An 18096-nucleotide genomic window follows, 5' to 3' on the forward strand; every position below is an offset into this window, starting at 1 on the left:
CGGCCGTCCACGTGCACGGCCGGCTCGCCCGGCAAGCGCAACCGCACGGCCACACCCCCCTGCGGACGTGCACAGCGGTTCCGCGCGGCGGATCGCGGGGAATCGCCGCGAGACCACGCGAACAGCCGCCGGTCGTGGTTTCGGTGTTTCGATTCATTGGCCCCATGATCACACCGCTCGATCCGGGCAGGGCTGTTTTGCCCCAAAGGGCAGCCTTGGCGCCGCAGTGGTGCGCCACAATTACGTCCACGGTGATTCCGGCCGAGCGGGAAATTCGACGGCCGGCCTGCCGAAACTGCGGATCGTGGGGCCGGTGGACGGCATTTTCCCTGCTCCGGCCGGGCTAGCCGATTGGTAGGTGTGGTTCACGACGGCGGGGGAGGAAGTATATCAGGGTGGAGCCGGCGGAATCCACTAATTTCGCGAAGCCGCTCAGGTGCTGCCCGGCATTGACACCGCATACTTCATTAAGTAGTTGTGAAAATATCGGTCTCGAATCCGGCGCCAAACCCATCGCGCGCAGTGGTGCGGTGTGCGCGCCGGAGAACCGTCGAACTCCCCCACACCTGGAGACACCGTGACGACGAGGGAACCAGTTCTGTCCGCGCCGACCCGGGGCCTGACCGCGACGGAGGTCAGGGAACACCCGTGGTGCGGTCCCGCGGACCGGATGCCCACCCGCTACCGCGGTCCGCACGGCCTGGGCCGGGACGGGTGGGTGAACTTCGTGACCAGGCTCGAACGCGGGGAGGAGGTCGCGATCATCCGCGCCGCCGTGGCCGACAACCGGCGGGTGCTCGACGTCGGCGGCGGCACCGGGGAGATCGCCCGCGCGGTGGCCGCGCAGGTGGGCCGGTGCACGGCCGTCGAGCCCCACGCCGACCGGGTGGCCTCGTTGCAGGACTCCGGTCACGGCGTCGTCGACGTGCACCCCGGGCACGCCGAGTCGCTGCCGTTCGAGGACGGCGCCTTCGACGCGGTGTACGCCACCTGGGTCCTGCCGTACGTGGACGACCCGGAGCGGGCCGCGCGGGAGATGGCGCGGGTGTGCGACGCGTCGGACCCCGGCGCGAAGGTGGTGCTCATCGGCGGTTCCCCGGACAACGAGCTGGTCTCGGTGCTCAACGAGGTCTGCGTCCCCCTGGCCGGCGAGGAGCCCGACCACCAGGGCTACCTGCTGGCGACCGCCGCGGCGGCGTTCGCCGACTCCGGGTTCGGCCGCTTCTCGCTGCACCGCACGGAGGCCGCGCTGCACTTCCCGGAACCCTCCGTCGACGAGCGGGTGGACGCCGCCTGCGCCGTGCTCGGCGATTTCTGGTACGAGGGGCACCCCCGCGTCGAGGAGATGCGCGAGGCCCTGCGGCCCCGTGTGCACCGCCACTTCCGGCACCGCCCGCACGCCATCGGGGACCAGGCGACGGTGCTGGTGGCCCGTCCCGGAACCCCGTCGTGAGGGATCGGCCGCCCGCGGTGTTCGTCGGCAGGCGGGCGCAGCTCGGCGCGCTGGCCTCGGCGCGCGCCGACAGCACGCGGGACGGGCTGGTCACCTGCGTCGTGACCGGCGAACCCGGGATGGGGCGCACCGCGCTGCTCGACGCCTTCGCCGCCGCCTCCCGAGCCCGGGGCAACGCGGCGGTGCGCCTGAGCGGGCGGTGGCGCGACCGGCGCGGGCCTGCGGCCCTGGTGGACGACCTGCTGCGCGACCTGGCCGAGCTGTGCCCGGACGAGGTGGCGCGACGGCTGGGCGCGGCGTGGGACGACGCGCGCGCCACGGGAGCGGAGCCGACCTGCGGGCTGGTGGCGGCGGTCCGCGAGGCGGTGGTCGCGTCGGCCGGCGGGTCCTGCCTCGTGGTGACCGCGGACGACCTGGACCAGGCCGGGACCGGCGGGCCGGCGCTGCTGCACCGCGTGCTGGCCGCGTGCTCCGACCTGCCGGTCCTGCTGGTCGCCTCGCTGAGACCGGGCGCGGTCGTGCCCGAGCTGGGCGAGCTGCTCTACGGGGCCAGGCGGGTGGCGCTGGACGGCCTGTCGCGGTCCGAGGCCGGGCAGCTGTTCGAGGCCCGCACGGGGGCGCGCCGGCCCGACGGGCTGGTGGCGGAGTGCCACTGGCTCAGCGCGGGCAACCCCCTCCTGCTGGTCGGGCTGGCGGCCTGGGTGGCGGCCGGGCCGCAGGGCACGCGCACCCCCCGGGAGGTGCGCGCGGCGGTGTTGCCGCAGGTGGTGCAGCGGGTGCTCGACTGGGTGGACCGGGTCGACGCCGACGCCGGGGGGCTGGTCGAGGTGCTGGCCCTCGTCGACCGCCACCGCGGCACCGACACCTCGGTGCTGGTGCGCCTGAGCGGGCTCGACCAGCACCGCGCGCTGGACGCGCTGGACGTCCTGGCCCGCATGGGGATCGTGACCGACGACGACGCGGTGGTGCTGCGCCACCCGCTGCTGCGCAACACCGTCGCCGCCGCCACGACCCTCGTGGCGCGCAACGCCGTGCACCTCGCCGCGGCCGCCCACCTGCACGAGCGCGGCGCGCCCGCGGACCGGGTCGCGGACCACCTGGTGGCCTCCACGGTGCCCCCGACCGGGAACTGGTCGGCCGGGGTCCTGCTGCGGGCGGCCCGCGCCGCCGACCGGGACGAGGACGCCGTGCGCTACCTGGAGGCGGCCGTGCGCGCCGCGTCGGGCGACGAGCGCGGCCACGCCTGCCTGGAACTGGTCGACACCCGGCTGCGCCTCGACCGGGCGGCGGGCCTGGACCTGGCCGTGGCCGCGCTCGGGCAGGCCCCGGACGAGCCGACCCGGCGCGGGCTGCTGGCCCGCATCGCCGGCACCCTCCAGGTCGGCGACACCGAGGAGGACGTGCTGCGCCGGGTGGCGGTGGCCGTGACCGGCACCGAGTCGCAGGGCTGGTCCGACCTGCACCGCCTCCTGTCGGCGGTCCTGGACAGCCCGCCCGCGACGGCGGTGGAGCTGGCCGAGCGCTTCCTGGCCGACGCCGACCCGGGGGTGGAGCCGCACCCGGCGGTCGTCGCGGTCAGCGTGCTGTGCCTGCACCTGCTCGACCGCGACCCCGACGAGGCGCTGCGGCGGGCGCACCGGGTGCTCGACCGCGAACTCGACGAGCTGACCCCGCACCCGGTGGCCTTGATCGCGGTCCTGGCCGTGCTGGTCGAAGGCGGGCAGCGCGAGGAGGCCAGGGCGTGCGTGCGGCGGCTCCGGCAGCTCGTGCCGCGCCCGTCCACCGCCCTGCGCGCCGGCCTGGCGCTGGTGGCCGGGAGGATCGCCGTGTCCGACGGCGACCTGGACACCGCGCGGCGGCGGCTGGCCGACGGGCTCGACGCGCTGCCGGTCCGCACGGCCGGTGCGCTGGCCCCGGTCCGGGCGAACCTGGTGGCGCTGGCCGCGGACGTGTGGCTGAGCCGCGGTGACCGGGAGCGGGCCGCGGCGGTGCTGGAGCACCACGGGTACGCGGGTGCCCTGCGCCCCGCCTGGTACCACCGGGAGGTGCTGCTGGTCCGCGCTCGGCTGCGCATCGCCGAGGGCGACCCGCCCCGCGCCCGCCGGGACCTGGCCGAGCTGCACGCGCTCAACAAGGCCCTGGAGCTGCCCCGGGTCGGCTCGCTGCTGTGGCGGCTGCACGGGGTCGCCCTGCTGGACGCGCTGGGCTCGGCGGAGGAGGCCGCGCGGGCGGCGGCCGAGCAGGTCCGCCACGCCGAGGACGCCGGCTCGCCGCAGGAGCGCGGGCGCGCGTTGCGGGTGTGGGGCTGGGTGCGCGGCGGCGCGGAGGGCGAGCGGCTCCTGCGCGAGGGCATCGCGCTGCTCCAGCAGGCCCCCGGCGGCTGGGAACCGGCTCGGGCGTACTGCGACCTGGGGCGGCTGCTCACGCGGGCCGGCAGGCACCAGGACGCGGTGACCGCGCTGACCGAGGCGGTGCGGCGGGCGGAGCACTGCGGCGCGGTCGCGCTGGGCGAGCAGGCGCGGCGGCACCTGCGCGCCGCGGGCGGGCACGCGGTGCAGCACGTGCCGCTGCGCGGGGTGGTGGCGCTGACCCGCCGGGAGCGCGAGATCCTGCTCGACGCGGTGCGCGGCCTGACCAACAAGGCGATCGCGGCGGCCCGCCGGATCACCCGCCGCACCGTGGAGCTGCACCTGTCCAGCGCCTACCGCAAGCTCGACATCACCGGCCGCGACGACCTCCCGGACGTGCTGGGCCACCCCGGTGTGTGGGAGCTGCTCACCGACGGCGCGGCGGCCGGTGGCGTGGCTCTCGGTGGCCTGAACTCCGGTGGCGTGGACCTCGGCGTCGCGGATCTCGGCGTCGCGGTCCGGGTCTCTCGGCCCCGTCCGTGATGTGCCGGACCCCGCCCGCGAACCACACTCGGGTGCCGGGCCCCGCCGCACCGGCGCCGGGGGCGCACCGGCCCACCCGCACCAGGAGGTCAGATGGAACACGACGAGAGCCGGTCGGACCCGTTCGTCGCGGTGGTCGTCCTGTCCGGCGGCATGGACTCCACCGCCCTCATGGCGCACTACGCCGCGCTCCGCAAGGACATCGTCGCGGTGACGGTGGACTACGGGCAGCGGCACCGGCGCGAGATCGACTCGGCCCGCCGGGTCGCGGCGCACTACGGCGCGGTCCACCAGGTGGTGGACCTGAGCGGGTTCGGGGCGCTGCTGGGCGGTTCCGCGCTCACCGACAGCGCGGTGGAGGTGCCCGAGGGCCACTACGCGGAGCAGTCGATGCGCGCCACGGTGGTGCCCAACCGCAACGCGGTGCTGGCCAACGTGGCGGTGTCGATCGCGGTCGCGCGCCGCGCGGGCGTGGTGGCGCTCGGGATGCACTCCGGCGACCACTTCATCTACCCGGACTGCCGCCCCGCGTTCGTCGAGGCGCTGCGCGGGCTGGTCGCGGTGGCCAACGAGGGCTTCCCCGCGCCGGAGGTGCAGGCACCCTTCATGACCTGGACGAAGGCCGAGATCGCCGCGCACGGGGCCGCGCTGGGCGCGCCGCTGGAGCTGAGCTGGTCCTGCTACAAGGGCGGCGAGGTGCACTGCGGGCTCTGCGGCACCTGCTACGAGCGGCGCGAGGCGTTCCGGGACGCCGGGATCGCCGACCCCACCGGCTACCTCGACGCCACCACCACCTTCGCCGCGCCGTGAACCCGGCGGACCCGACCGCCGCACCCGGGAGGACACGCATGACGGACCTGCTGGACATCCCCCTCGACGAGGGCCTGGACTTCTGGACGCCGCACGCGGAGGAGGCGCGCTGGCAGTACGAGGAGATCTTCGACCAGGGCTGCTACGACGGCATCCGGCTGCGCCCCGACGCGCTGGTGCTCGACGTGGGGGCCAACATCGGGCTGTTCACCTACTTCCTCAAGCGCGACCACCCGGCGGCCCGCGTCCGGGCCTTCGAACCCATGCCGGCGCCCGCGCGGGCGCTGCGCCGCAACGTGGCGCGCCACGGCCTGCGGGACGTGGTGGTCGAGGAGTGCGCCCTGGGCGGCGAGGACCAGGACGAGGTGCTGTTCCACTACTACCCGCTCGCGCCCGGCAACTCCACCCGCTACCCGGCGGACAAGGAGCTCCAGATCGCGGTGCTGTCCCGGCTGGGCACCGAGGAGCACGTGCGCTCGCACTACGTCGGCGAACCGGTGCGCGTGCCCGTCCGGCGGCTGTCCTCGTTCCTTCCCGCCGGCGAGCGCGTCGACCTGGTGAAGGTCGACGTGGAGGGCGCGGAGCTGGACGTGCTGCGCGGGGTCGACCCCGGCCAGTGGGCGTCGATCGACCGGCTCGTGCTGGAGGTGCAGGACCTGGACGGGCGGCTGGCCGAGGTGGACGCGCTGCTGCGCGCGCGGGGCTTCGAGGTCGCCGCGCGGCCGTCGCCGCTGATCCCGGAGGAGATCCGGACGTTCGTCGTGCACGCGACGCGGCCCGACCGCGCGCGTCGAGGGTGAGGACCGGGGGAACGATGTCGTCGCAGAGCGCGAACGGGCCGCGCGTCGCGGTGGTGGTCCCGACCTACGACCGCGAGGCCCTGGTGCGCGCCACCCTCGAAGCCCTGACGCGGCAGGGGGTGCCCGCGAGCGAGTTCGAGGTGGTCGTGTCCGACGACGGCTCGTCGGACGGCACGCGCGGCGTGGTCGAGGGGTTCGCCGACCGGTTGCGGGTCCGGTACTCCTTCCAGGAGGACCTCGGTTTCCGGGCCGCCGCCGCCCGCAACGCCGGGGTCGGGCTCACGACCGCGCCGGTGCTGGTCTTCGTCGACGCCGGGGTGGTGCCCGGACCGGACTTCCTGGCCGCGCACCTGGCCGTCCACGAGTCCGACCCCGGCAGGCCCGCGGCCGTGATCGGCTACACCTTCGGCTACCGGCCCGACGAACCGGCGCCGGCCACCGGCGCGGGGCCGACGTCCCCCGAGGAGCTGGTCCGCCACCACCGCGACGCGCCCGACTTCCGGGACGCCCGCCACCTCGCGTTCGAGCGCTTCGGCTTCGACCTGGGCCGCTGCACCGTGCCGTGGCAGTGGTTCTGGTCGGTGAACTGCTCGGTGCGCGCGGAGGACTTCCACGCGGTCGGCGGCTTCGACGAGGGGTTCCGCAGCTGGGGCGGCGAGGACCTGGAGCTGGCCTTCCGCCTCTTCCGCCACGGGGTGGGCTTCGCGGTGAGCCGGGACGCCTGGGCGGTCGAGGCCCCCCACCCCAAGGACAGCTCGTCGAACCCGGAGAGCAACGCCGCGAACGTGCTGCTGTTCCTGCGCCTGCACCCCGAACCGGTGGTCGAGCTGCTGTGGGCCTGGTTCACCCGGCCCCGGGCCGGGCTGGTGGTCGACCACGAGTGGAACGTGGAGGACGAGCACCTGCTCTTCCTCGACGCGCTCGACAGGTCTCGCTCGGCCGACGTCGACGGGGCGGCCGACCTGCTCCCCGCGCCCGCCGGCCGGAAGGTCGCGGTCTTCGGCTGCGGTCGCGACGTCCGGGCGTGGCCGGCGTCGGCGGTGCTGTTCGACTTCGACCCGGAGGTGGTCGCCGCGGCCGGGTGCGGAGTGCGCCACGCGATCGGGATTCGCACCCCGCTGCCGGACGACTCCGTCGACCTCGTCGTCATCACCCCGAGGCTGGGGGAGCTGTGGGGGCGTTGGGGGGACGCCGTCCTGCGCGAGGCCCACCGGATCGGCACGGAGGTCACGATCCTCGGCTGACCGCGTCCGGGGCCCTGCCGTGACCGCGCCGGCAGGGCCCCGGGCGCGGTCGGCCAGGCGTCGACCGGTCCCCTCACCCCGCGTCCGGCCCCGGCCCGCGCATCGCCGGGAGCCGGTCCGCGTCCGCCCTCGGCCGGGTGGGCGCCCACCGGTCCGGGTTCGCGCGGAACCAGTCCACCGTCTCCACCAGGCCGTCGGCGAACGAGGTGACGGGCAGGTAGGCCAGGTCGTTCGCGATCTTCTCCCAGCTCAGGGAGTACCGGATGTCGTTGGACCGGCGGTCGGCCACGTAGTCGACCGAGTCCCAGTCGGCCCCGCACGCACGCAGGACGAGCGCGGTCAGCTCGTTGTTGGTCAGGTCGGTGCCGCCGCCGATGTTGTAGACCTCCCCGGGCACGCCGTGGCGGAGCACCAACTCGACGCCCCGGCAGTGGTCCTCCACGTGCAACCAGTTCCGGACGTGCTCGCCGTTGCCGTGCAGGCCGATGCGCCCACCGCCGAGCAGCCTGGACACGAAGGAGGGGATGACCTTCTCGATGTGCTGGCCGGGGCCGTAGTTGTTCGAGGACCGGGTGATGCACACCGGCACGCCGTAGGTGTGGAAGTACGACACGGCCACCATGTCGCCGGCCGCCTTCGACGCGGCGTACGGGGTCGTCGGCCGCAACGGGTCGCCTTCCCGCGCGGTGCCGGACGGCAGCGGCCCGTACACCTCGTCGGTGGACACGTGCACGAACTTCCGCACCCCGAGGCGCATCGCCGCCTCCAGCAGCGTCTGGGTGCCCTGGACGTTGGTGGACACGAACCTCCCCGCCGCCGCGAACGACCGGTCCACGTGGGACTCGGCGGCGAAGTGCACGACGGCGTCGTGGGCCGCCACGAGGTCGGACACCAGGGCCTCGTCGAGGATGTCGCCCTTGACGAAGGCGAAGTCGGGGCGGTCCCACACCTCCCGCAGGTTGTCGGTGTTCCCGGCGTAGGTCAGCGCGTCGAGCACCGTCACCCGGGCGGGCCCTCCGCCCCGGAGCAGGCGCTTGACGAAGTGCGAACCGATGAACCCCGCGCCACCGGTGACCAGAACTTCCCTCACGGCCTTGCCCCTCCCCGAAGCGGGTGCCCGCCGACAGCTCGACGTCGCCGTCCGCCGGTGATCGCATGAACACCCGGATTCTCGACCCCGCCCGTTCCGCCGCACATCACGGCGGCACCCGAAGTGCCGCACCGGTCCGACCGAGACCGGGCCACCTGCGGAGGTCGTCCGGCCGCCTCTCGGTCGACGCCGTGATGCGCCGCCCGGCGCGGCGCGGGCAGCATCGGGACCAGGAGGTTCGGCATGAGTTTTCGCATCACCAAGGAGTTCCGGTTCTCCGCCAGCCACCGGCTGGACGGGCTGCCGGACGGGCACCAGTGCGGTCGGCTGCACGGCCACAACTACGTCGTCACAGTGGAGCTGAGCGCGGGCGGTCTGGACGCGGTGGGCTTCGTCCGGGACTACGGCGAGCTGTCGGCGCTCAAGCGGTGGCTGGACGACGAGGTCGACCACCGCCACCTGAACGAGGTGCTGGTGGACCGCAACCCCACCGCGGAGAACCTGGCCTGCTGGATCTACGAGCGCTGGGCGGCGCACTACCCGGAGCTGAGCGCGGTCCACGTCTCCGAGACGCCCAAGACGTGGGCGGAGTACCGGCCGTGACCGCGGGGTCGGCGGCGCGTCCGGGAGGGGGTGGTGCCGCAGCAGGTCCGAAGCTCGTCGTGAACGAGATCTTCGGCCCTACGTGAAGCGGTGCAGGGAGAGGGACCGTCGCTGGGCCGGCGCTGCGCGTTCGTGCGCCTGGGCGGGTGCAACCTGTCCTGCCGGTGGTGCGACACGCCGTACACGTGGGACTGGCGGGGAGTGGGGGACACCGGGGTCGCGTACGACCCGAAGGTGGAGCTCCACGCGATGCCCTGGCGCGACGTCCTGCACCGGTTGGTGGCGTACCGGGTGGGGCTGGTGGTGATCTCGGGTGGCGAACCGCTCACCCAGCAGGACCGGCTGGTGCCGCTGGTGCGCGCGCTGGTCGACTCCGGCCACGGCGTGGAGTTCGAGACCAACGGGACCGTGGCGCCGATCCCGGAGCTGACCGGGCTGGCGCGGTTCACCGTCTCGCCCAAGCTGGCGCACTCCGGCGACCGCCGGTCGCGCCGGCTCGTCCCGGCCGCGCTCGCCGCGTTCGCGGCGGTGCCGGGGACGGCGTTCAAGTTCGTCTGCCGGACCCCCGCGGACCTGGACGAGGTGGCGGCCGTGGTGGACGGGTACGGCACCGAGCCGGTGTGGATCATGCCGGAGGGCCGGACCGGGGACGAGGTGCACCGCACCCTCGGCGAACTCGGCGACGCCGTGATCGCCAGGGGGTGGAATCTGACCACCAGACTGCACGTCTCGGTGTGGGGCGACCGGAGGGGGAAGTGACCATGACCAGTCCTGTGGAGGGTCCGGAGGTGCGGGACCCCCTGGAGGAGGTGGCCCGCAGGCTCCTGGTGGAGATCGGGGAGGACCCGGACCGGGACGGGCTGAAGGAGACGCCGGCGCGGTTCGCCCGGTGGTGGCGCGAGTTCAGCGGTTACGACGCGGGCGGCGCGGAGACCCGGTTCCCGATCGTCTCGCAGGGCCAGATCGTCATGGTCTCGGACCTCGCGGTGTGGTCGCTGTGCGAGCACCACCTCCTGCCGTTCTCCTGCACCCTGACCATCGCGTACAAGCCGGACGGCGACGTGCTGGGGCTGTCCAAGTTCGCCCGGATCGCCCACCGCCACGCCCACCGCCTCCAGGTGCAGGAGCGGCTGGTCTGCGACATCGCCGACGAGGTGGTGGCGGCGACCGGGTCCGCCGACGTGGCCGTCATCGGTCGGGGCGAGCACCTGTGCATGAGCATGAGGGGGGTCCGGACCCCGGCGCTGATGACGTCGTCGGTCTTCCGGGGCGCCTTCGAGGACTACGGCCCGGCCCGCCAGGAACTCGTCGCCACGGTCTTCGCCGGGCGCTGACGGCCGAGTACCGACGGCCTGGCGCCCGACGGCCGGGCGCCCGACGGCCGGGCTCCGGCAGCCGGGCTCCGGCAGCCGGGCTGTCGGCAGCCGCTTCCCACCACCACTGCCTACCGTGGAGCACCCGTGAACATCGCTCTGGTCCTGCTGACCCACAACCCCGACGAACCGGCGGGCGTCGAACGGGGGGTCGCCTCCCTGGCCGACGGGCTGCGCGAACTCGGCCACCGCGCCGTCATCGTCGCCGCCGGTCCCGCCACCCCCGACGACGGGCCGGACCTGGTCCGCCTGAGCACGGTGACCCTGCCCCCGACGGTGCTGTTCGACGACCTGAACGTGATGCCCGCCGACCCCGAACCGGTCCGGCAGGAGGTCCTGCGCCTGATGGAGGACCACCGGATCGACGTGGCCTGCTGGACCGACGCCGGGGTGGGCCTGGGTTACCTGGGCGCGGCCCCGGCCGGCGTGCGCACCGCGCTGATGGTGTACTTCCTGCGGGTCGACGAGCCCATGGCGAGGAGCCTCGCCCACGCACCCGACGCGGTGATCTCCATCAGCGACTTCCTGACCGACGAGGCCGCGCGCGCCGGGCTCGACTCCAGCCGGTGGCACTCGCTGCCCAACGCCCTGCTGTGCCCCGGCGTGCCGCCCGACGAGGAGGAGCGCGAGCGGCTGAGGCAGACCGGCCCGGTGCGCGTCCTGGCCCGTGCCGACCCCTCCAAGGGCGTGGCGGACCTGCTGCGCGCCTACCCCGAGGGCTTCGACCGGCCGGTGCAGGTCGTCCTGGCCGAGGCGGTGTTCGAGCTGTGGCCCGGGATGCAGGAGGACATGATCACCGAGTGCCGGCAGTTGGCCGCCGGGCTGCCGGACGTGGAGATCCTGCCGGCGATCCCGTGGACCGAGGCCCAGCCCTTCCTCGCGGGCGCGTCGGTCGTGCTCGTGCCCTCGACCAGCCCGGAGACGTTCTGCAACGTCGCCGCGGAGGCGCTGTCGGTGGGGACGCCCGTGGTCGGCTACGACTTCGGCCACCTGCCCGTGCTCACCGGCAAGGCGGGCAGGATGGTCGAGCTGAACGTGGTCAGCGGGTTCGGCCACCTGCCCGCGCTGACCGGGTCGACCCTGAAGGCGATCGACCTCGACGACGCGCCGGCCCGGCTGTGGCGGGCGACCGCGGAGCTGCTGGCCGATCCGGGCGCCTACCGGGAAGCCTCCCGGCAGGCGCCGCACCAGGTGGCCGGCCACACCCCCGTCGCGGTCGCGCGCGAGTTCCTGCGCATGGTCGTGGGCGACTGACCGGACGTCCGGGGACCCGTCGCCCCGGTGACGGGTCCCCGGCGCGGTGAGGACCACTCCCGCGATTTCCTCCGAACGGGGCGCGACCGACGAGGGAATCGGCGGTGACGCCTCCGGTCCGGCTCAGCGCGTTGCCCACCGCGCAGCGGTCCTGGGGCGCAGACCACGCCCGGGGTGCCGTTGGTGACGATCCGCGGCAGGTCGTCGCGCAGGGTGGCGCGCGCAGGACGACCCTGATGTGGGCCCGCTCGGCCACCGGGTCGACGTGGTCCGGCTCGTCGTGCGGCGGGTTGGTCCGAGGCTCGAAGCCCCCGTCCTCCTCGTGCCCGCCGCCCTCGTCGCCGCGACCACGTTCCGCGGGCACCGCACGGCGCCGTCGTCCGGGGAGCCGGGGTCGCGCACCTCACCTCCACCGGCTGAACAACGCGACTTGGACAACGATCCGGTAGCGTTCCCAGCCGTCCCTGGCACCTCCTCCCACCTTTGATCGCAGGTCAGCCGGGGTGCGGCCCGGTTCGGCGCCCGGAGCGCGCGGCACGTCGAAAATTCGTAGGTGTGAAATCCGTGCGAGCTGGGCAACCCGGTGTCGGTAGCGATCACGCCGCGTTGCAGGAGCAGGCGTGGCACGAGGACAAGGAACCACTGTGGGCATCCTGGGTTGGATCGTTCTGGGTCTCATCGCCGGCGCCATCGCCAAGGCCATCATGCCCGGCAAGGACCCCGGCGGCATCATCATCACCATGCTGCTGGGCATCGTCGGCGCCATCCTGGGTGGCTTCATCGGCCGCGCCATCTTCGGCTCCGACATCGGCAGCTTCTTCGACCTGAGCACCTGGCTGCTGGCCATCCTCGGGTCGCTCGTGGTGCTGGGCATCTACCACCTGGTGACCAGCCGGGGCCGTCGCGCCCACCACTGACACCGCACCACCGCCCTCGGGCCCGCCGGTCTTCACCGGCGGGCCCGAGTGCTGTCCGGGATCTCGAACTGTCCAGAATCTCGATCGGGGGACACTATGGACTCCACGAGCCGGTGACGGTCGTCACCGGCGGTCAACGGGACCGGCTGGAGGCGTGAGGTGTCGGGTGCGGTGTTCCGGGGCTTGGAGCCGTGGGGGTCGGACGCCGGGATCATCGAGTGCGAGAGCACCGCGCTCGGCTTGGTGGACCTGCACAACGACGCCGGGGTGACCGGTGTCCGGATCGGACCGGCCCCGTCCGGTCTGACCGTGGAGCTGGTGTTCTCGCTGGAAGGCGGCCGGGGCTGCCGGCTGGCGTTCTCCGGGGTGACGGACCTGCGGGTCACCCGGCTCGACCACCACCCGGACGACGCGGACCTGTTCCACGACCTGAGCCACGTGCCGGTCGAGGGCGCGTCGGACTTCGGGATCACCCTGGCGGCCCTCCAGGTGGACCTGCGGGCCGCCGGGGTGGAGTTCACCGCGGGGTGAACGGCGATCCCGGGGCGAATCCGGCTACAGCGTCAGGCTCCACCGGTCGAGGTCACCCGTGCCGACCCAGATGACGTTGTGCACCCGGAGCTGCCAGGTGCCGTCGCGGGTCTCGCGGGACAGGTCGACGGTGAAGGAGCCGCCGGGGTCCGGCAGGGTGCTCACCAACTGGTGCTGGAGGCGGTAGGCCGTGCCGTCCGGGGCGATCAGGTCCAGGCTGATGAGGGAACCCGTCAGGTTCTTGAAGCGCACCTCGACGCGCGAGGCGGACCGGGCGTCGCCCTCGCAGCCGCTGACGGTCATCCTCACGATCACCGGCGGGGTGCGGGTGACCACCGGGGTGTCGGTGTCGTCGGTCCGCGTGGCGCACCCGGTCGGCGGTTCGGGCACCGGCGCGTAAGGGGCCGCGGTGTGGCGCGCCGCGTGCCGCAGCATGGGCAGCGCCTTGGGCCAGAAGAACCCGTCCTGGCACGGGTGGGCGGGGAAGAACCCGCCGCACGTCTCCTCCGGCGAGGAGCCCAGCTCCCACACGAACGAGGCCACGCCGAGGTCGTCGTAGACCCAGTCGTCCGTGGTGCCGGACGCGGAGTAGAGCACCTGGCCGGACTGCCCGTACTGCCACCCCGGGCCCGCCAGCTCGGCCAGCTCCTGGGCGAGGTCCCGCAGCGCCGCGTCGTTGCCGGTGCGCCGGTCGGGCGCGCCGCCGCTCCAGGGGAACAGCACGTAGTTGCCGTAGCTGTGCAGGGACAGCACCAGGCCCGCGGTGTCGGTGGGCGCGGGCTGGGCGGGCTCGGCCGGGCGTCGGTCGCGGTACAGCGAGCGCCACAGCGCCTCCAGCGCCCGGGTCTCCGGCTCCGAGTCGGGCGCGGTGCCCCGGTAGTTCTGGTCGCACTGCCGGTCGGAGGCGTTCTGGAGGCCCTGGTTCGAGTCGGTGTTGCGGTTCAGGTCGACCCCGTGGTGCGTGTGGGACGCCGTGCCGCAGGTGGTGCCCTGGTGGTCGGTGTCGTTGCCGTTCTTGCGGTGGGAGAACGGGGACTCGCCACCCCGCTGGACGTTGTCCACGCCGTCGGGGTTGGCGATGGGCACCACCCAGAACTCCGTGGTGTCCAGCAGACCGGAGACCTCCGGGTCGGTGCCGCCCACCAGGTGGTCGATCCAGCGCCAGGCGATCTCGCCGGTGGTCAGCTCGCGGGAGTGGAGCTGGCCCATCACGAAGAAGCGGGGTTTGGGCGCGTCGGGGGACAGGGCGCAGTCGCCGGGGCGCTTGCGGGTGATGCAGATGGCGCGCAGGTCGTGCCCGCCCCGGCCCCGGGTCTTCAGCCAGGAGTCGCCGTAGTCGACGACGGTGGCGAGGTCGGGGTGCTCGCGGGCGACCTGGTCCAGGTGCCGCCGGTGGGCGTCGACGGTGCGGTACCCGCCGTAGAAGGTGTCGGCGGTGGCCGCGCCGCGCGGTTCGGGCAGCACCTGGTCCACCGTTGCGGTGAACCCGGCCCGTTCGAGCGCGGCGCCGGTGGTCGGGTCGCCCAGCACGAAGAGGTCGTCGCCCTCGCGGTGCTCCACCACGTCGAAGCCCCCGCTGAGCAGGGCCTGCTCGGTGCCGAGCGGGGCGTGCACCTGGTAGAGGTGGGGCCGGTCGTCCGGGGTCGCCGTCGCCGGGCCGGTCGCCACGAGCGCGGCGGCGGCGCACAGCAGGGCGAGCCGTGATCGGTTTCGCTTCATCGGTTCCTTCCCGGGCAGGGGGAGCGGCGGCTCCGACCACCCTCCCAGCGCCCACCGGCGCCGGAGCTGTCGATCACGACAGGAAGGCGAAGTCTGCCCGAAAGGGTGTCGCGACGGCGCGATCCCGTGCCGGTCGGGCCGGTGGCGCCCCTGTACGGATGGGGTTGATCGGTTGTACCGTGAGTAACGGGCCGCCACCCTCCGCAGTAGGGACGGTGAGCCATGTCGGGGAAGCGCAAGCGCCGGGCACTCGGTGCGGGCGTCATCGCGTTGTCCGTGGTCGGGAGCCTGGTCGGGGTCGCGCGGGCCGCGCCCGGGAGCTGGACGTCGCTCCAGCCCGGGGTCGGCGCCGGCGGGTGCGACGGGGTGCGGGCCACGGTGGCGCTGGACGCCGGGGGCAGCCTCACGCTGGGCGCCACCTGGGAGTGCCGGGCCGCGCTGCTGCCCGCGCCGATCGGCCTGGTCACCGCGGCCGCCGACTTCACGTCCGGGTTGGCGTTCGTCGGGCGCACCGACACCCCGGTGTCCTACGACTACTCCGTGGTCGCCGGGAAGTCCGGGAACCGCTCGCGGACGGCCACCGAGACCCGGCTGGTGTTCGCCAGGGACACCGCCCGGATCACGGTCGTCGTGCGCACCTCGCGGGACGGGGTCGCCCTGCGGTACGAGCTGCCCGGCAGCGCGACCGTGCTGCGGGAGGCCACGTCGTTCGAGGTGCCCGGGGACGCCCTGGTGTCGTTGGCCCCGTTCGTCGCCAACCACGAGAACAACCACGTCACCTCCGCCGCGTCGGCGGTCGCCGACGGCGAGTACGACATGAGCGTGTTCGCCCAGAACCCGAACGGCTCACGGGTGCTGCTCGCCGAGTCCGGTGTGGACGGTGGCTGGTCCGGCGGGCGGTTCACCCACGCGCGCGGCACCGGGCGGTTCGCGCTGAGGCTGGCCGACGCGCAGGTGGCGCGGACCGGCGCGTTCGCGACGGCGTGGCGGACGGCCGCGATCGGCACCACGGCGACGGTCGTGGAGTCCACGCTCGTGGACGACGTGGCGCCCGCGTCGAAGGTCGCCGACACGTCGTGGATCAGGCCGGGCATCGCGGCGTGGCCGTGGCTCGACGGCTTCCACGACACGCAGCGCAACCTGCCCAGGCTCAAGCAGTGGGCCGACTACGCCTCGGCGCAGGGGTGGCCGTACCTGCTGGTGGACGACGGGTGGAAGGGCGTCACCTGGATGCCCGAGCTGGTCGAGCACGCGCGGGCGCGCGGCGTGCGGATCATGCTCTGGTACCACTGGCAGGACCTGGACACCGAGGCCGAGCGCGACGCGGAGTTCAGCCGCATCACCGGGTGGGGCGTGGTGGGCGTGAAGATGGACTTCATGGACTCCGAGACCCGCGCCCGGCATCAGTGGTACGACGCGGCGCTGGCGAGCACCGCGCGGTACCGGCTGATGGTCGACCTGCACGGCTCGCGGCTGCCGGTCGGCGTGCACCGGACGTGGCCGCACGTGCTGACCACGGAGGACGTGCGCGGCGAGGAGTACCCCGGCGGGCGCACGATCGACCACGTGACCGCGATCCCGTTCACGCGCGGCGCGCTGGGCCCGGCGGACTACTCGCCGATGAGCTTCCAGCAGGGCAACCCGAACAGCGACGCCGCGGAACTCGCGTTGGGCGTGCTGTACGAGAGCGGCATCATGCTGCCCGGCGGTCGCGTGTCCGACTACCAGGCCCGGCCCGAGGCGCAGCGCTGGATGCGGCTGCTGCCGACCACGTGGGACGAGACCCGGTTCGTGTCCGGTGATCCGGCCTCGGGAGCGGTCCTGGCGCGCCGCGACGGCGACCGGTGGTTCGTCGGCGCGGTGCGCAAGGGCGCGGCGGGCACGGTCACCTACCCCACCGCGTTCCTGCCCCCGGGCGCGTGGCACGCCGAGATCACCACCGACGGCCCGGCCGGACTGGTCCGCACCAGCAGGGTGGTCCAGGCGGGCGAGGCGCTGAGCGTGGCCCAGGTCGCCAACGGCGGTCACGTCGTGAAGCTCACCCGGGCGGTCACCGCGCCGGCGGGCGCGCGGGTGCTGACCAACCCCGGCACCGGGCTCGCGGTCGACGTGTACGACGCGGGCGTGGCCGACGAGGTGCCGGTGATCGGCTGGCCGGGCAACGGCGGCGCGAACCAGCGCTTCACCCTGACCCCGGTGGGCGACGGCTACGTGCGCCTGGTGAACCAGCACAGCGGCAAGGACGTCGTCGTCCACGGCGCGTCGCGGGACGCGGGCGGCAAGGCGGTCCAGTACTCCTACGAGCCGGGCGCGAACACCAACGACGAGTGGCTGATCGAGGACGCGGGCAACGGCCGGTACCGGCTGGCCAACCGCTTCAGCGGCCTGTACCTGACCGCGCCACCGGCCCAGGGCGGGCAGCTGGAGCAGCGGCCCCTCGACGACGGCGGCCGCCAGGTGTTCACGATCGCCTGACACCCGGCACCCGGTCGGCGAGGAGGTCTCGGACCCCGGCGCCGACCGGGCCGGGCTCACATCGCGTTCGTGATCAGCAGCGCCACGTCCAGGACCGCGATGCCGATCGTCAGCCGGAACGCCAGGGGACCGCGCGGCGCGCGGACCGCCGCCGCGGTGGTGGCGGCGGCCAGCGCGATCCCGGTCGCCGACACGGTCAGCGCGAACGCCGTCGACGTGGTCGCGGGTGCGACGCCGAGCACGACCGAGGCGGCGGCCAGCGCCCCGGCCATGACGATGACCCCGGTCCGGGGGCCGAGCCGGTGGGGGAGCCCGCGCACCCCGGTCTCCGCGTCCGCCCGCAGGTCGGGCAGGACGTTCGCGAAGTGGGCGCCGAACCCGAGCAGCGCGCCGACGACCGGCACCCACCACGGCGGCCACGGCTGTCCGGGCGAGGCGACGTACGGCGCGACGGGCAGGGCGCCGAAGGCGATCAGGTAGGTCGCGCCGGACCAGACCGTGGCCTTGAGCCCGAGGTTGTACGCCCACCCGGCGGCGACACCGATCAGCAGGGCCGCGGCGGCGATCACCCCGAGCAGCGAGGACATCACGATCGTGGTCACCAGCGCGGTGGACGCGGCGGTGGCGATCACCGCCGGGGGTACGGCCCCGGTCGCGACCGGCTTGTCCGTTCGCCCGACGGCGCGGTCCCGCGCGGCGTCGACCCAGTCGTTGGACCAGCCGATCGACAGCTGGCCGGTGAACACGGCGGCGCCGAGCAGCGCGACCCGCCCCGGGGTGAGCCCGGTGCCGACGGCCAGCGCCACGGCCACCAGCGTCACCGCCAGTCCCGGCACCGGGTGGCAGGCTTCGACGAGACCCCGCGCCAACCCCCGTCCGGTCCGCGCCCGGCGCGGAGCACCTGCCGGCGAGCCGATCATCTGCCGAGTGTACGCA

General features: G+C 74.3%; 15 protein-coding genes. 12 read left to right on the forward strand and 3 right to left on the reverse strand.

Going from position 1 to position 18096, the window contains the following annotated elements:
* Positions 1 to 577: 577 nt before the first annotated feature.
* The 5 genes from ACFP3R_RS00290 to ACFP3R_RS00310 all read left to right on the forward strand — a co-directional run bounded on the left by ACFP3R_RS00290 (position 578) and on the right by ACFP3R_RS00310 (position 7198).
* On the forward strand, positions 578 to 1453 hold the full coding sequence (locus ACFP3R_RS00290) for a class I SAM-dependent methyltransferase (protein WP_380631547.1): 876 nt from the start codon (positions 578 to 580) through the stop codon (positions 1451 to 1453).
* Positions 1450 to 4344: an AAA family ATPase gene (locus ACFP3R_RS00295; RefSeq protein WP_380631549.1), complete on the forward strand. Its 2895-nt coding sequence runs from the start codon at positions 1450 to 1452 to the stop codon at positions 4342 to 4344. The genes ACFP3R_RS00290 and ACFP3R_RS00295 overlap by 4 nt, the downstream gene beginning before the upstream one ends.
* Before the next feature lie 93 nt (positions 4345 to 4437).
* Positions 4438 to 5154, forward strand: a complete 717-nt coding sequence (gene queC, locus ACFP3R_RS00300; protein WP_380631551.1) for a 7-cyano-7-deazaguanine synthase QueC — start codon at positions 4438 to 4440, stop codon at positions 5152 to 5154.
* 38 nt (positions 5155 to 5192) lie between these two features.
* On the forward strand, positions 5193 to 5954 hold the full coding sequence (locus ACFP3R_RS00305) for an FkbM family methyltransferase (RefSeq protein ID WP_380631553.1): 762 nt from the start codon (positions 5193 to 5195) through the stop codon (positions 5952 to 5954).
* A 14-nt stretch (positions 5955 to 5968) separates the two neighbouring features.
* Positions 5969 to 7198 (forward strand): glycosyltransferase, encoded by a 1230-nt coding sequence (locus ACFP3R_RS00310; protein WP_380631555.1) that lies wholly within the window; start codon positions 5969 to 5971, stop codon positions 7196 to 7198.
* Between the two features lie 73 nt (positions 7199 to 7271).
* On the opposite strand, the gene rfbB is transcribed toward ACFP3R_RS00310, so the two are convergent.
* Positions 7272 to 8288: a dTDP-glucose 4,6-dehydratase gene (rfbB, locus tag ACFP3R_RS00315; RefSeq protein ID WP_380631557.1), complete on the reverse strand. Its 1017-nt coding sequence runs from the start codon at positions 8286 to 8288 to the stop codon at positions 7272 to 7274.
* Positions 8289 to 8531: 243 nt separating this feature from the next.
* On the opposite strand from rfbB, the gene queD reads away from it, so the two are divergent.
* The 6 genes from queD (at position 8532) to ACFP3R_RS00345 (ending at position 12966) form a co-directional block, all read left to right on the forward strand.
* Complete coding sequence (gene queD, locus ACFP3R_RS00320; protein ID WP_380631559.1) at positions 8532 to 8891, forward strand: 6-carboxytetrahydropterin synthase QueD; 360 nt, start codon at positions 8532 to 8534, stop codon at positions 8889 to 8891.
* Positions 8892 to 8981: 90 nt separating this feature from the next.
* On the forward strand, positions 8982 to 9650 hold the full coding sequence (locus tag ACFP3R_RS00325; protein ID WP_380631561.1) for a 7-carboxy-7-deazaguanine synthase QueE: 669 nt from the start codon (positions 8982 to 8984) through the stop codon (positions 9648 to 9650).
* Between the two features lie 2 nt (positions 9651 to 9652).
* Entirely contained in the window at positions 9653 to 10225 is a 573-nt protein-coding gene (folE, locus tag ACFP3R_RS00330) for a GTP cyclohydrolase I (RefSeq protein WP_380631563.1), read from the forward strand.
* Positions 10226 to 10351: 126 nt separating this feature from the next.
* The gene (locus ACFP3R_RS00335) at positions 10352 to 11518 is read left to right on the forward strand and encodes a glycosyltransferase family 4 protein (RefSeq protein WP_380631565.1); all 1167 of its coding nucleotides are present in this window, start codon (positions 10352 to 10354) and stop codon (positions 11516 to 11518) included.
* A 644-nt stretch (positions 11519 to 12162) separates the two neighbouring features.
* Complete coding sequence (locus ACFP3R_RS00340; protein WP_380631567.1) at positions 12163 to 12435, forward strand: GlsB/YeaQ/YmgE family stress response membrane protein; 273 nt, start codon at positions 12163 to 12165, stop codon at positions 12433 to 12435.
* Between the two features lie 171 nt (positions 12436 to 12606).
* The gene (locus ACFP3R_RS00345; protein ID WP_380631569.1) at positions 12607 to 12966 is read left to right on the forward strand and encodes a hypothetical protein; all 360 of its coding nucleotides are present in this window, start codon (positions 12607 to 12609) and stop codon (positions 12964 to 12966) included.
* 24 nt (positions 12967 to 12990) lie between these two features.
* On the opposite strand, the gene ACFP3R_RS00350 is transcribed toward ACFP3R_RS00345, so the two are convergent.
* On the reverse strand, positions 12991 to 14685 hold the full coding sequence (locus ACFP3R_RS00350) for a M14 family zinc carboxypeptidase (protein ID WP_380631571.1): 1695 nt from the start codon (positions 14683 to 14685) through the stop codon (positions 12991 to 12993).
* A 222-nt stretch (positions 14686 to 14907) separates the two neighbouring features.
* Between ACFP3R_RS00350 and ACFP3R_RS00355 the strand changes: the two genes are divergently transcribed.
* Positions 14908 to 17160: an RICIN domain-containing protein gene (locus tag ACFP3R_RS00355; protein ID WP_380631573.1), complete on the forward strand. Its 2253-nt coding sequence runs from the start codon at positions 14908 to 14910 to the stop codon at positions 17158 to 17160.
* 56 nt (positions 17161 to 17216) lie between these two features.
* On the opposite strand, the gene ACFP3R_RS00360 is transcribed toward ACFP3R_RS00355, so the two are convergent.
* Positions 17217 to 18080, reverse strand: coding sequence for a UbiA family prenyltransferase (locus ACFP3R_RS00360; RefSeq protein ID WP_380631575.1), 864 nt, complete (start codon positions 18078 to 18080; stop codon positions 17217 to 17219).
* Positions 18081 to 18096 lie beyond the last annotated feature (16 nt).

The sequence above is a fragment of the Saccharothrix lopnurensis genome (genome assembly GCF_042658445.1).
Classification (GTDB): domain Bacteria; phylum Actinomycetota; class Actinomycetes; order Mycobacteriales; family Pseudonocardiaceae; genus Actinosynnema; species Actinosynnema lopnurensis.

Coding starts and splice junctions, on each gene's coding strand:
- queC (WP_380631551.1), top strand. CDS start 4,438: ATGGAACACGACGAGAGCCGGTCGGACCCGTTCGTCGCGGTGGTCGTC.
- ACFP3R_RS00305 (WP_380631553.1), top strand. CDS start 5,193: ATGACGGACCTGCTGGACATCCCCCTCGACGAGGGCCTGGACTTCTGG.
- ACFP3R_RS00310 (WP_380631555.1), top strand. CDS start 5,969: ATGTCGTCGCAGAGCGCGAACGGGCCGCGCGTCGCGGTGGTGGTCCCG.
- queD (WP_380631559.1), top strand. CDS start 8,532: ATGAGTTTTCGCATCACCAAGGAGTTCCGGTTCTCCGCCAGCCACCGG.
- folE (WP_380631563.1), top strand. CDS start 9,653: ATGACCAGTCCTGTGGAGGGTCCGGAGGTGCGGGACCCCCTGGAGGAG.
- ACFP3R_RS00350 (WP_380631571.1), bottom strand. CDS start 14,685: ATGAAGCGAAACCGATCACGGCTCGCCCTGCTGTGCGCCGCCGCCGCG.
- ACFP3R_RS00355 (WP_380631573.1), top strand. CDS start 14,908: ATGTCGGGGAAGCGCAAGCGCCGGGCACTCGGTGCGGGCGTCATCGCG.
- ACFP3R_RS00360 (WP_380631575.1), bottom strand. CDS start 18,080: ATGATCGGCTCGCCGGCAGGTGCTCCGCGCCGGGCGCGGACCGGACGG.